This is a genomic window from Enterococcus sulfureus ATCC 49903, assembly GCF_000407605.1.
Lineage (GTDB): Bacteria > Bacillota > Bacilli > Lactobacillales > Enterococcaceae > Enterococcus_G > Enterococcus_G sulfureus.
Map to the genome: position 1 here is coordinate 1 of NZ_ASWO01000003.1, position 14,598 is coordinate 14,598.

The 14,598-nt window shown below is 39.0% G+C and carries 10 protein-coding genes, 1 tRNA gene, 2 rRNA genes and 1 other annotated feature; of the genes, 4 read left to right on the plus strand and 9 right to left on the minus strand.

All coding sequences use genetic code 11. The features are described 5' to 3' along the window. The 3 genes from I573_RS03775 to I573_RS03785 form a co-directional block, all read right to left on the minus strand. Positions 1–1,626, minus strand: a 23S ribosomal RNA gene (locus I573_RS03775); the annotation flags it as partial. Between the two features lie 175 nt (positions 1,627–1,801). After that, positions 1,802–1,874: transfer RNA gene (locus I573_RS03780), tRNA-Ala, on the minus strand. Between the two features lie 72 nt (positions 1,875–1,946). Next, a 16S ribosomal RNA gene (locus tag I573_RS03785) occupies positions 1,947–3,503 on the minus strand. Between the two features lie 729 nt (positions 3,504–4,232). Here I573_RS03785 and croR point away from each other — a divergent pair. The 4 genes from croR to I573_RS03805 all read left to right on the plus strand — a co-directional run bounded on the left by croR (position 4,233) and on the right by I573_RS03805 (position 9,217). Further along, positions 4,233–4,922: a response regulator transcription factor CroR gene (gene croR, locus I573_RS03790; RefSeq protein WP_016186266.1), complete on the plus strand. Its 690-nt coding sequence runs from the start codon at positions 4,233–4,235 to the stop codon at positions 4,920–4,922. Further along, positions 4,912–6,117 (plus strand): sensor histidine kinase, encoded by a 1,206-nt coding sequence (locus I573_RS03795; protein WP_016186265.1) that lies wholly within the window; start codon positions 4,912–4,914, stop codon positions 6,115–6,117. Before croR ends, I573_RS03795 begins: the two co-directional genes overlap by 11 nt. A gap of 7 nt (positions 6,118–6,124) precedes the next feature. Further along, positions 6,125–6,334: a binding site (T-box leader), on the plus strand. Between the two features lie 69 nt (positions 6,335–6,403). Next, positions 6,404–7,681, plus strand: a complete 1,278-nt coding sequence (gene serS / locus I573_RS03800) for a serine--tRNA ligase (protein ID WP_016186264.1) — start codon at positions 6,404–6,406, stop codon at positions 7,679–7,681. Positions 7,682–7,804: 123 nt separating this feature from the next. Further along, positions 7,805–9,217 (plus strand): polysaccharide deacetylase family protein, encoded by a 1,413-nt coding sequence (locus I573_RS03805; RefSeq protein WP_016186263.1) that lies wholly within the window; start codon positions 7,805–7,807, stop codon positions 9,215–9,217. Positions 9,218–9,247: 30 nt separating this feature from the next. Here I573_RS03805 and guaB read toward each other — a convergent pair whose 3' ends face one another. The 6 genes from guaB to I573_RS03835 form a co-directional block, all read right to left on the minus strand. After that, positions 9,248–10,732, minus strand: a complete 1,485-nt coding sequence (guaB, locus tag I573_RS03810; RefSeq protein ID WP_016186262.1) for an IMP dehydrogenase — start codon at positions 10,730–10,732, stop codon at positions 9,248–9,250. Positions 10,733–10,891: 159 nt separating this feature from the next. Continuing rightward, the gene (locus tag I573_RS03815) at positions 10,892–11,599 is read right to left on the minus strand and encodes a DUF1129 domain-containing protein (protein WP_016186261.1); all 708 of its coding nucleotides are present in this window, start codon (positions 11,597–11,599) and stop codon (positions 10,892–10,894) included. Positions 11,600–11,643: 44 nt separating this feature from the next. After that, on the minus strand, positions 11,644–12,744 hold the full coding sequence (gene ychF / locus I573_RS03820; protein WP_016186260.1) for a redox-regulated ATPase YchF: 1,101 nt from the start codon (positions 12,742–12,744) through the stop codon (positions 11,644–11,646). 7 nt (positions 12,745–12,751) lie between these two features. Continuing rightward, complete coding sequence (locus tag I573_RS03825; protein ID WP_016186259.1) at positions 12,752–12,940, minus strand: DUF951 domain-containing protein; 189 nt, start codon at positions 12,938–12,940, stop codon at positions 12,752–12,754. Positions 12,941–12,957: 17 nt separating this feature from the next. Further along, on the minus strand, positions 12,958–13,788 hold the full coding sequence (locus I573_RS03830; protein ID WP_211213398.1) for a ParB/RepB/Spo0J family partition protein: 831 nt from the start codon (positions 13,786–13,788) through the stop codon (positions 12,958–12,960). 43 nt (positions 13,789–13,831) lie between these two features. Further along, entirely contained in the window at positions 13,832–14,596 is a 765-nt protein-coding gene (locus I573_RS03835; RefSeq protein ID WP_016186257.1) for a ParA family protein, read from the minus strand. Positions 14,597–14,598 lie beyond the last annotated feature (2 nt).

Below are 14,598 nucleotides of genomic sequence, written 5' to 3' on the forward strand. Positions count from 1 at the left end.
CACTAGAAGCTTTTCTTGGCAGTGTGACATCAGGAACTTCGGTACTATTATTTCCCTCCCCATCACAACTTGTCCTTGAAAGTGAAAGCATTTGACTCTCACTAAGACTTGTTGCTTGGACAGACATTTCCGATCGTCTGCATTCCTTAGCCTCCTGCGTCCCTCCATTGCTCAAACAAAAACAACGAGTACAGGAATATCAACCTGTTGTCCATCGCCTACGCCTGTCGGCCTCGGCTTAGGTCCCGACTAACCCTGGGCGGACGAGCCTTCCCCAGGAAACCTTAGTCATTCGGTGGACAGGATTCTCACCTGTCTTTCGCTACTCATACCGGCATTCTCACTTCTAAGCGCTCCAGCAGTCCTCACGGTCTACCTTCAACGCCCTTAGAACGCTCTCCTACCAGTGTACCAAAGGTACACTCCACAGCTTCGGTAATATGTTTAGCCCCGGTACATTTTCGGCGCAGGGTCACTCGACTAGTGAGCTATTACGCACTCTTTAAATGGTGGCTGCTTCTGAGCCAACATCCTAGTTGTCTGTGCAACCCCACATCCTTTTCCACTTAACATATATTTTGGGACCTTAGCTAGTGGTCTGGGCTGTTTCCCTTTCGACTATGGATCTTATCACTCACAGTCTGACTCCCGGATATAAATGAATGGCATTCGGAGTTTATCTGAATTCGGTAACCCGAGATGGGCCCCTAGTCCAAACAGTGCTCTACCTCCATCATTCTTAAATCCGAGGCTAGCCCTAAAGCTATTTCGGAGAGAACCAGCTATCTCCAAGTTCGATTGGAATTTCTCCGCTACCCACACCTCATCCCCGCACTTTTCAACGTACGTGGGTTCGGTCCTCCAGTGCGTTTTACCGCACCTTCAACCTGGACATGGGTAGATCACATGGTTTCGGGTCTACGACTACATACTAAAACGCCCTATTCAGACTCGCTTTCGCTACGGCTCCGCCTCTTCAGCTTAACCTCGCATGCAATCGTAACTCGCCGGTTCATTCTACAAAAGGCACGCCATCACCCATTAACGGGCTTTGACTTGTTGTAGGCACACGGTTTCAGGATCTATTTCACTCCCCTTCCGGGGTGCTTTTCACCTTTCCCTCACGGTACTGGTTCACTATCGGTCACTAGGGAGTATTTAGCCTTGGGAGATGGTCCTCCCGGATTCCGACGGAATTTCTCGTGTTCCGCCGTACTCAGGATCCTCCTAGGTGCATACCAAATTTCGTCTACGGGGTTTTTACCCTCTTTGACTGACTTTTCCAAGTCATTCGACTATCTGATCGTACTACCATATTGGAGTCCTACAACCCCAAGATGCAAGCATCTTGGTTTGGGCTTTTCCCGTTTCGCTCGCCGCTACTCAGGGAATCGAATTTTCTTTCTCTTCCTGCAGGTACTTAGATGTTTCAGTTCTCTGCGTCTACCTCTAATCAGCTATGTATTCACTGAAAAGTAACATCCTATAAAAGATGCTGGGTTCCCCCATTCGGAAATCTCTGGATCATAGCTTACTTACAGCTCCCCAAAGCATATCGGTGTTAGTCCCGTCCTTCATCGGCTCCTAGTGCCAAGGCATCCACCGTGCGCCCTTATTCACTTAACCTTATCAACCTTACGGTTGGGTTTTAATCATTGTCTTCTAGCGATAGAAGATGATTAAGAAAAATAAGCAATTGAACGTATTAAAAAACTCATTCAACGCGGTGTTCTCGGTTTGTTTTGATTTCTTTACTTCAATATCCAGTTTTCAATGAACAACTTAACGACTAAAGTCGTTATGGAGCCTAGCGGGATCGAACCGCTGACCTCCTGCGTGCAAAGCAGGCGCTCTCCCAGCTGAGCTAAGGCCCCGAGTATTAAGAGTAGACCTCTCAAAACTGAACAAAGTGGAAACGAACGTGTGTATTCCGTAATATTCCTTAGAAAGGAGGTGATCCAGCCGCACCTTCCGATACGGCTACCTTGTTACGACTTCACCCCAATCATCTATCCCACCTTAGGCGGCTGGCTCCAAAAGGTTACCTCACCGACTTCGGGTGTTACAAACTCTCGTGGTGTGACGGGCGGTGTGTACAAGGCCCGGGAACGTATTCACCGCGGCGTGCTGATCCGCGATTACTAGCGATTCCGGCTTCATGTAGGCGAGTTGCAGCCTACAATCCGAACTGAGAGAAACTTTAAGAGATTAGCTTAGCCTCGCGACTTCGCAACTCGTTGTATTTCCCATTGTAGCACGTGTGTAGCCCAGGTCATAAGGGGCATGATGATTTGACGTCATCCCCACCTTCCTCCGGTTTGTCACCGGCAGTCTCGCTAGAGTGCCCAACTAAATGATGGCAACTAACAATAAGGGTTGCGCTCGTTGCGGGACTTAACCCAACATCTCACGACACGAGCTGACGACAACCATGCACCACCTGTCACTTTGTCCCCGAAGGGAAAGCTCTATCTCTAGAGTGGTCAAAGGATGTCAAGACCTGGTAAGGTTCTTCGCGTTGCTTCGAATTAAACCACATGCTCCACCGCTTGTGCGGGCCCCCGTCAATTCCTTTGAGTTTCAACCTTGCGGTCGTACTCCCCAGGCGGAGTGCTTAATGCGTTAGCTGCAGCACTGAAGGGCGGAAACCCTCCAACACTTAGCACTCATCGTTTACGGCGTGGACTACCAGGGTATCTAATCCTGTTTGCTCCCCACGCTTTCGAGCCTCAGCGTCAGTTACAGACCAGAGAGTCGCCTTCGCCACTGGTGTTCCTCCATATATCTACGCATTTCACCGCTACACATGGAATTCCACTCTCCTCTTCTGCACTCAAGTTCTCCAGTTTCCAATGACCCTCCCCGGTTGAGCCGGGGGCTTTCACATCAGACTTAAAGAACCGCCTGCGCTCGCTTTACGCCCAATAAATCCGGACAACGCTTGCCACCTACGTATTACCGCGGCTGCTGGCACGTAGTTAGCCGTGGCTTTCTGGTTAGATACCGTCAAGGGATGAACATTTTACTCTCATCCTTGTTCTTCTCTAACAACAGAGTTTTACGATCCGAAAACCTTCTTCACTCACGCGGCGTTGCTCGGTCAGACTTTCGTCCATTGCCGAAGATTCCCTACTGCTGCCTCCCGTAGGAGTCTGGGCCGTGTCTCAGTCCCAGTGTGGCCGATCACCCTCTCAGGTCGGCTATGCATCGTTGCCTTGGTAGGCCATTACCCTACCAACTAGCTAATGCACCGCGGGTCCATCCATCAGTGACGCAAAAGCGCCTTTCATCACTCTACCATGCGGTAAACTGAATTATGCGGTATTAGCACCTGTTTCCAAGTGTTATCCCCCTCTGATGGGCAGGTTACCCACGTGTTACTCACCCGTTCGCCACTCCTCTTACTTGGTGAACCGAAGTTCGATAAGTAAGAAGCGTTCGACTTGCATGTATTAGGCACGCCGCCAGCGTTCGTCCTGAGCCAGGATCAAACTCTCATAAAAAAATTTGAAACGATCTACGATCGTTAAGCTCTAAATTGACTTCGCTAGCAATAATTGCTTGCTGTTTTGTTTTGCTTCTATTAAATAGAAACACCTTACACTATTGGTTCGTTTGCTTGCTTTGTTCAGTTTTCAAAGGTCTATTCTGTCGCTGTAGCAACTTTTAAATCATAACACACCGTATAATCGGCGTCAATACTTTTTTAAAAGTTTTTTTAAAACAAAATTTAATTCGTTTTTAACGACTTCATTATCATAACAAGTTATTTGTTATTTGTCAACAACTTTTTTTATTTAATTGATTGTTACATCAACGTTTAATTCAAGTTATATTTTAACGACTCAGTTATAATATCATTTTTAAATTTGATCGTCAACTATTTTTAAAAAAAATAATTAGTTCCAGAAAAACTTATGTTTAGTTTTCCAAGGACAAGTAATAATATAGCAATTCTATCGTATAAAGTCAACTAAAAACCCGTTCTATAGGCTTTCTAGCTATATATTTACATTTATCTATTCTAACTATTTTTTTATACGTTTTTTTAGCAAAAAGTATTACAAAAGATCTCAATAACCAAAAATAATTCGTTTTTTTACAAATTCTACTAATTCTCAGTCTATCATTCTCTTATATTCTCTTAAATTTTTTTACCAAATTTTTCTATTTTGACATTTGATGATACACTAAAAGAAAAATATGTACTACTAAATGGAGGAAATAGAGTTATGAAAATTTTAGTGGCCGATGATGATAAAGAAATCGTAGAACTGTTAAGTATTTATTTACACAACGAAGGTTACGAACCCGTTAAAGCTTATGATGGTCGTGATGCATTGTCAAAAGTACGTACGATCAATGATATCGAGCTATTGATTTTAGATATTATGATGCCTGAAGTAGATGGAATGCAAGTTGTCAAAGCCTTACGCAAGGAATCACAAATTCCAATTATCATGCTTACTGCAAAAACAACAGATATGGATAAAATTAAAGGATTGGTGGCTGGTGCAGATGACTATGTTACTAAACCATTCAACCCTTTGGAAGTAATGGCGCGTGTTAAATCCTTACTTAGAAGAAGTCATATGCAAGCTCCCTCTTCTCAACCTGATATTTTAGAAGTTAATTCTCTAATTATTAATCGAGACTCTCATGAGGTCAAAACGATTGAGGGCAAAGAAATTCAACTTACTGCCCTTGAATTTGGCATCTTATATCTATTAGCTTCACATCCAAATCGCGTATTCAGTGCGGATGAAATCTTCGAACGTGTTTGGAAACAAGAAAGTGTTGTTTCTGCCAAAACCGTAATGGTTCATGTTAGCCATCTGCGCGATAAAATCGAAGAAGCTACTGGTGGAGAAAAGATTATTCAAACAGTATGGGGAGTTGGATATAAAATAGATGCAAAATAAACCAGTACAAATGAGAAGAAGAATTGTATTAACTTCAAAAGAAATTAGCGAACTTTTTGCTGAAGCGATTGTGACGATTGTCTTATTACTTCTATTAAATGTAGCAGTTTTAGTCGTTTTACAAAGTTTAGTAAACACAGCTCCTTCTTTAAAAGATGCTGTATTTCAATCTCGTTCTGTTTTTGCTGAGAATTTTCAATCTGATATTTTTTTAAATAGTCGTTATTTATTTTTTCCAGCTTTTTTAGTTGTTGATTTCCTCATCTTGTATTGGCGCTTGATTAGACGCTATCGCCAAATGCAACTTCGTCATATTATAAGTGAATTGCATTTTATTGCTGAAGGAAATTATGATCATCGTATTCCTTTCGAACTTAGTGGTGATTTAGATCGAGTCGTAACTAGTGTTAATGGATTGGTCGACAGTACTGTAGCTGCAATCGAAGACGAACGACGAATCGAGCAATCAAAAGATGAATTGATTACGAATGTCAGTCACGATATACGTACACCCCTGACTTCTATTATAGGTTACTTAGGGTTAATCGAGGATCGTCAATATCATTCTGAAGAAGAACTATTAAAATATACCCACACTGCCTATGTCAAAGCCAAACAAATGAAATCGTTAGTTGATGACCTATTTGAATATACAAAGGTTCGACAACCAAAGAACCCCTTATATATCATCTCATTTGATATGGTACAACTAGTCGAACAGTTGGCTGCTGACTTTGAATTAGAAGCTAGCAAAAAGAATATCGTTATTGTAACTTCTGCTAATCCAGAACATTTAATGATGGAAGGCGATACTGAAAAATTAGTACGTGTTTTTAATAATCTACTAAGTAATGCATTGAAATATGGAAAAAATGCGACTGAAATCGTGATTGAAGTGGAAAAAATTGGTACAGAAGCCGTAATTACTGTGAAAAATAATGGAAAAATGATTCCAAAACGTTCATTGGATTTATTATTTGATCGCTTCTATCGAGTTGAAGAATCTCGTTCACAAGAAACTGGTGGGACTGGTTTAGGATTAGCAATCGCGCAAAGTATCGTGGCTTCTCATGGAGGTTATATTTATGCAAAATCTAATCCTGAATGGACATCGTTTATTATCCATCTCCCTCTTGTAGCAAATCCTTTATTAAAAGAGAAGTTGACGAATAACGAAAATTCCGCTATGCTATAAAAAACTAAATATGTTTTCGACATTGAACCTAGTATAAACAGTGTATTTTTAGAGAATTGATGGTTGGTGAAAATCAATAGTCCACTCGTTTAGAATCCAGTTCACTTAAAATGTATCTTTTGAAAAAAAGATCCTCTTCTCTGGTTACGAGAATCAAGGGCAGCAGATATGCTGAACTTGGGTGGTACCGCGAGTATACAGCTACTTCGTCCCAAGCTAATAAAGCAAGGGCGGAGTAGCTTTTTTTATCATAAAACATAAATTATTTATTTAATAGGAGGAAATTATGTTAGATATTAAAATGATTCGTCAAAATATAACTGAAGTAAAAGAAAAATTAGCAAATCGTGGCGTTGACGGAGCAAAAATCGATGAATTTGTTGCATTGGATGAAAAACGTCGATCTCTTTTGGTACAAGTTGAGGAACAAAAGAAACTACGAAATGAAGTTTCTGGAGAAATCGCACAATTAAAACGTGAAAAACAATCAGCAGACGATAAAATTGCACAAATGAAACAAGTGGGTCAAGATATCAAAACTTTAGATGAAGAAATTGCTTCTTTAGATATCCAACTAAAAGAAATTGCAACTACACTCCCTAATATTCCACATGATAGTGTACCTGTAGGACGCGATGAAGAGGATAATGTAGAAGTGAGACGTTGGAGTACACCAAAAGAATTCGACTTTGCACCGAAACCGCATTGGGAAATTGCGGAAACACTTGGAATCTTAGATTTTGAACGTGGAGCAAAAGTTTCTGGTAGTCGCTTCGTCTATTACAAAGGGCTAGGTGCTCGTTTAGAACGTGCTTTATATAATTTTATGCTTGATTTACATGTTTACGAACACGGCTACACTGAGATGATCACACCTTATATAGTAAATGAAAATTCAATGTTTGGGAGCGGACAGTTTCCTAAGTTCAAAGAAGATGTTTTTCAACTAGAAAATACTGATTTAACTTTAATTCCAACAGCCGAAGTCCCACTATTGAACTATTACAATAATGAAATTCTCGAAGCTCAAGATTTACCTGTTTACTTTACAGCTCTAAGTCCTTCATTTCGTTCTGAAGCCGGCAGTGCCGGTCGTGATACACGTGGATTGATTCGCTTACATCAATTCAACAAAGTTGAAATGGTTAAATTTAGTGATGCTGAGCATTCATATGAAGAACTTGAAAAAATGACACAAAATGCAGAAGAAGTATTACAAAAATTAAACTTACCTTATCGTGTCATGGCCCTATCTACTGGAGATATGGGATTTTCAGCTGCTAAAACCTACGATCTGGAAGTATGGATTCCTGCTCAAGAAATGTACCGTGAAATTAGCTCTTGTTCAAACTGTGAAGATTTTCAAGCGCATCGAGCTATGATTCGCTATCGCGATGAAGAAGGAAAAATTCAATATGCTCATACTTTAAATGGATCTGGATTAGCAGTTGGCCGCACCGTAGCTGCAATTTTAGAAAACTACCAAAATGCTGATGGTAGCGTGACAATTCCCGAAATACTTGTCCCTTATATGGGCGGAGTGACTCAAATTACGCCAGCCTAATTGCTTAATGAAGCTTTTTAAAAAATAATGGATAGATTGTTTAATCATCCATTATTTTTTTGTTTTTTCGTTACAAAAATGTTACGATTATTTCGTTACTATTTCTAGAAAGGATTTTTTATCATGTCAAACTCAACAGAACCAGTACAACCGGAATCAAAAAAAGGATGGCTCTACAGTAAATGGACAATAGCAGTCTTACTCATTTTATTACTGGGGGTTATCACACCAATTAGCCTTTATTTCGTCCATAAAGTTCAAGCTGAAACGCTTGAAAAAGAACAACTTCATGCCACTCAAGAATTAGTTAAACAACTAGAAAAAAGCACATTCTCTAATCAACAATTTGAACAAGAAAAAAAAGGAAACCTCATTTTATTTACTGATAACACCCTATCAGATTCAGTAAAAAAATTATCAACTTCATTTATTGAAAAAGAAACATCTGATACTGACCTTACTTTAGCCTCGACTCATATCCAAACCGTTACAGATCAAGTTGGTGAGGTAAAAACACTAGTAACTAATTATATTTGGGACACGGATAAAAAAGATTTTACTAAAAAAAGTGAAAAATCACTCGAACCTACATACGTTGACTTAACAACTCAACAATCAATTACACCACAAGAGCTAATTGTAGATGATGCACATCTAGCTGCAATTCACCTTGCCGTACAACAAAAACTTTTGGATGAAGCTAAAGAGCCTAGTGCTATTTTAGATCAAGTTCTAGCCTTACCTGATTTCACTTGGGATACGAAAATGATTTATACCCCAACTCAATTAACTATTACGCTACCTGAAAATAGTGAAATTGAACAAAAACAGGTTACGCTTGATTATCCTGAAATTGCTCGTGCTGTAAATCCAGCCTATATTGATCCATCGATTGTAGCAACGTTTTCTAAAAATGAACATGCTGGTAAAAAACAAATTGCGTTAACTTTTGATGACGGTCCAAATCCAGCAACAACACCTAGTATTTTAGAGACGCTAAAGCAAAAAAATGTACATGCTACCTTTTTCCAACTCGGTGAGCAAGTAGAAATGTATCCTGATCTGGCTAAACAAGTTCACGAACAAGGTCACTTAATTGGTAGTCACACCTATCATCATTTAAATTTAGTGACTCAAACAGAAGAGACTATCAAAGAAGAAATTCAGAATACAGATAAAGCTATTTTTAAAGCAAGTGGGATTTTACCTACTATTGTCAGACCGCCTTATGGTGCTGTAAATCAAACAGTAGCAGAATGTAGTGGACGCCCTATTATTCAATGGGACATTGATTCATTAGATTGGAAAACGAAAAATTCAGCAAAAACTTTACAACAAATCCAGTCTTCTGTTGTAGATAATGGGATTATTTTGATGCATGATATTCAACCAAGTACTGCTGCTGTATTACCACAACTCATTGATTGGTTACAAGCTCAAGGTTATGAACTTGTCACAGTCGATCAGCTACTTGACTACGATGCTTTACCTTTACATCAATATTTTAGTCAAGATGATGAGCGTGTTATTTCATAAAAAAAAATCTGCCAACAGGCAGATTTTTTTTTATGAATTTACTGAATAGTTTGGTGCTTCTTTCGTAATTTGAACATCATGAGGATGTGATTCTTTTAATCCATTCCCACTCATCTGAATAAATTGTGCATCGTCACGTAGTTGTTTTAAGTTTCCAGCACCAACGTATCCCATACCAGCCTTTAAACCACCGATCATTTGGAATAAGATATCTGAAACACTTCCTTTATACGCAACGCGTCCTTCGATACCTTCAGGAACTAATTTATTCGCTTCATTAACACCAGATTGGAAGTAACGATCGCTTGATCCTTTTTCCATCGCACCTAATGATCCCATACCACGATATGTTTTAAATCGACGGCCTTGGAAAATTTCGAATTCACCTGGTGATTCATCTGTTCCAGCCAACATACTTCCTAACATCACTGCATGGCCACCAGCAGCTAAAGCTTTTACGATATCTCCTGAATACTTGATTCCACCATCTGCAATGATTGCTTTACCATACTCACGCGCAACAGATGCTGCATCGTAAATCGCAGTTAATTGTGGTACACCCACACCTGCTACAACACGAGTCGTACAAATAGAACCTGGTCCAATTCCCACTTTTACTACATCTACACCTGCATCATATAATGCTCTTGTTCCTTCAGCCGTTGCAACGTTTCCGGCAATCAACGTAGCTTCTGGAAATTCGGCACGAATCTCAGTGATTTTACGCAATACACCAGCACTATGCCCATGTGCAGTATCGATAATAATAGCATCTGCTCCTGCTTCTAATAAAGCTTCAGCACGTTCAAAGGTATCACTTGTCACACCAACAGCTGCGGCTACAAGTAGACGACCATGCTCATCTTTCGCTGCATTTGGGAATTCAATTACTTTTTCAATATCTTTGATAGTAATCAATCCACTTAAACGACCTGCTTCATCTACTAACGGTAATTTTTCAATTTTATGTTTTTGCAAAATATTTTCTGCATCTTTTAAAGAAGTTCCCACAGGCGCTGTGACTAATTGATCTTTAGTCATTACTTCTTCAATTTTTAGTGCATAGTCCGTTACAAAGCGTAAATCACGGTTTGTTAAGATACCGACTAAACGACGGTTTTCTAATGTTTCGACAATCGGTACACCACTAATACGATAACGTCCCATCAATTCTTCTGCTTCTGCAATGGTATGTTCTGGAGTTAAGAAAAATGGATCAATGATAACGCCACTTTCTGAACGTTTTACTTTACGTACTTCATCAGCTTGTGCTGCAACGCTCATGTTTTTGTGAATAACTCCCAAGCCACCTTGACGTGCCATCGCAATTGCCATTTTACTATCTGTTACCGTATCCATACTGGCACTCATAATTGGAATGTTTAATGTAATATTTTTCGCAAGCTGTACACTCATATCCACATCATTTGGTAAGACATGACTTTCTGCAGGTATTAATAGTACATCATCGAACGTGAAGCCTTTTTTGGCAAATTTTGTTTCCCAGTTGGACATTTTCGTAACCACTCCTTGAATTTCGTTTTTATTTTTATCAATGAAAATATCAAATATTTGAAAAGAAGTCAATTAATTCTGGCTAAGATTAAGTTCTTGCGAAAATCTGATAAGATTTTATAAAAAAAGAGTCAAATGGCCATCCATTTGACTCTTTTTTTATTTTTGACGTGGTGCTCGTGGAACAGAAAGGCTTCCTACAATATTGTATTTTTTCTTTAAATAGTAACGCCCTAATAAAGCTAGTGCTCCAATTACGATGGTTACGATTGGATTTAATGTGAAATTTAATGGTGCAGGTAATAATTGAGTAGCAGATAGTAAAGCAAACCATACAAAGAATGAAGCCATTAAGACTAAAACCGTCTTCCATAGTTTTGGTCGCTTGCTACGATCCGCACCAGGTTGTTCATATTGGTAAATATATTTATACGATAGATAAAATACCCATCCACCTACAGCAGCTGTGACTAATAGTGTGATAAAGCTAAATGACTGATTTTGTTCAGGTTTTGTAAATAAACTCATTAATCCCGTTACGATACCAAACAATCCAAAAATCAATAGCGTATTGTCGACCCACATCATCCATGGTGATGTATTTGGTTTTTCAGGTGGCACAGTTAAGAGTTGCTCCATACGTTCAGAAACCGTTCCAAATAGTTGACGCGCTGTAATTCCACTTTTTTGTTCTTTCACGATGACTGGTAACATCTCGTGCAAGACTTTTGTTTGTTCTTCTTCTGAAAGATTTGCAGCTTGCATTGATTTTTTCAAGTCAAAAATATATTGTTCATTACGTTTCGTTAGTTTTGTTTCTAATTCGCGATTTTCAGTGACATAGTTGCGTAGTGTTTCTGGTTCCATTTCATTGCCTCCCAGTCTTAGTAAAACGATACTTGTATTTATTTTTAAACGTTAAAACGGAACAACATTACATCGCCATCTTGAACAACATAATCTTTTCCTTCTAAACGGACACGGCCTGCTTCTTTAGCAGCTTGCATATTGCCATATTTGTCTAGATCTTCAAAAGAAACGGTTTCTGCACGGATAAAGCCACGTTCAAAGTCTGTATGAATGATTCCAGCAGCTTGTGGTGCCTTGATTCCTTTTCTAAATGTCCAAGCACGTACTTCTTGTTCTCCTGCTGTGAAGTACGTCGCTAACCCTAGCAAATCATAAGCTGTACGAATCAATTGATCCAAGCCAGATTCTTCAATACCTAAGGCTTCTAAAAACTCAGCTTTATCTTCATCATCAAGTTCAGCAATTTCTTCTTCAGCACGAGCACTTACAACAATAACTTGTGCATTCTCACTTGCAGCAAAATTACGAACAGATTGTACATAATCATTGCCTTCTGTATCTGCTACATCTTCTTCTGCAACGTTTGCTACGTATAACACAGGCTTAGTCGTTAGTAAAAATAATCCTTTTACGATTTTTTGCTCTTCTTCGGTAAATTCGATTGAACGAGCTGAAATTCCTTCTTCTAAAACAGGTTTGATTTTTTCTAAAACAGCAAGTTCAGCTACTGCATCTTTATCTTTAGTCTTCGCGATTTTAGCTACTCTTGCATGACGTTTTGTAACAGAATCTAAATCTGCAAGGACTAATTCTAAATTGATCGTATCGATATCTTCTAAAGGATTCACTCGACCTTCAACGTGAGTGATATTATCATCATCAAAACAACGTACCACGTGACAAATTGCATCTACTTGTCTGATATGACTTAAAAATTGATTTCCTAATCCTTCACCTTTACTTGCTCCGCGTACAATTCCAGCAATATCTGTAAATTCAAATGTTGTAGGGACTGTTTTTTTAGGATTGACTAATTCTGTCAATCGTTGCAAACGCCAATCAGGTACTTCAACCATTCCTACGTTAGGATCGATGGTTGCAAATGGGTAGTTTGCTGCCTCTGCTCCGGCTTTAGTGATTGCGTTAAATAAAGTTGATTTTCCAACGTTGGGTAATCCAACGATTCCTGCTGTTAATGCCATAATAAGTTCACTCTTTCTCTGCTTTTTCTAGTATTTTTTTCATTTTTTTATCGAATTCACGTCGTGGCATCATCACAATATGCCCACAATGTATACATTTTATCTTAATATCTGCGCCCATGCGAATAATTTCCCAACGATTGGTTTGACATGCGTGGGGCTTTTTCATCATGACGACATCATGAAGATCATACATGCATATCCCTCCTATTACTAGTCATCAAACTGAATTTCCAGTAAATCTAAAATCCGAGTTAAATCGCTTTGTGATAAATACTCGATTTCAATTTTTCCTTTTCCAGCTTTTTCTTTGATTTGGACGCTAGTACCAAATTTATCCATCAAGCGATCTTCACTTTCCCGTAAATAATACGGTTTTTCTTTAATCATATTTGGTATTTTTTTCGTATTTGTCGCTTCATTCATTGTAGCCACGATCTGTTCTAGTTGGCGAACAGTCAGGTTTTCTTTAATACAACGATTGGCAAGTTTTAACATTTGGTCTTTCTTTTTCAGTCCTAATAACGTACGTGCTTGCCCCATTGATAAACGTTCATCTTGTACCATCTCTTTTACAAGTTTAGGTAATGTTAACAGACGCAAGTAATTTGCAATATATGGACGACTTTTTCCCAAACGAACGGCAACTTCTGCTTGTGTTAGCTTTAAATTCTTCATGAGCATATCGTAGGCTTCAGCCTCTTCCAAAGGATTTAAATCTTCACGTTGTAAATTTTCCAAAACAGCGACTTGCATCATCGCTTCTTCATCAAATTCCCTTACAATAGCAGGTACTGTTTCTTTTTTTGCTAACTTAGATGCTCGAAAACGGCGCTCACCGGCTATAATTTCATAGCCTTTAATTGCCGAACGGCGAACAATAATTGGCTGAAAAACTCCAGATTGTTCAATTGAATGCGCTAATTCTTGCAAAGAAGTTTCATCAAATGTTTTTCTCGGCTGATAAGGATTTGGTCGTAATTCATTCAGTGGTAACGCCACCACTTCATCTTTTTTTATGTCCACTTCTTCGATACTTGCCATATCTTGAAATAATGCATCGATACCTTTTCCTAAGCCTTTACCTTTATTTTTCACTTGCTAACACTTCCTTTGCTAATTCTTGATACACTTCTGCTCCTTTAGAACGAATATCATAATCAACAATAGATAAGCCATGGCTAGGTGCTTCTGAGAGCCGAATATTTCTTGGGATAATCGTTTCGTAAACTTTTTCTTGAAAATAACGACGAACTTCTTCCACGACTTCTGCTCCTAAATTAGTTCTCGCATCGTACATCGTTAACAACACGCCCTCGATCTCAAGAGTTGGATTAAAATGTTTTTGAACGAGACGAACTGTATTTAATAACTGACTTAATCCTTCTAAGGCATAGTATTCACATTGAACAGGAATCAAAATAGAATCACTTGCAGTAAAAGCATTAATAGTTAAATGACCAAGCGATGGTGGACAATCAATTAAAATAAAATCATAGTTTTCTTCCAATTCACTAATGGCACTTTTTAAACGCGATTCACGTGCCATCATAGAGGTCAATTCGATTTCTGCTCCTGCTAGCTGAAGCGTTGCAGGTACAATATCTAAATTTTCACGTGAACTTGGTAAAATAGCATCCACAATGGGAACTTCATTGACTAAAACATCATAGATATCTTGTTCAACATCTGGCTTTCTCACACCCAAACCACTCGTTGCGTTTCCTTGTGCATCCATATCGATCAATAATACTTTTTGTCCCATATACGCTAAACTAGAACCTAAATTCACAGTGGTAGTTGTTTTTCCAACACCACCTTTTTGATTTGCGACTGAAATAATTCGTGCCATCT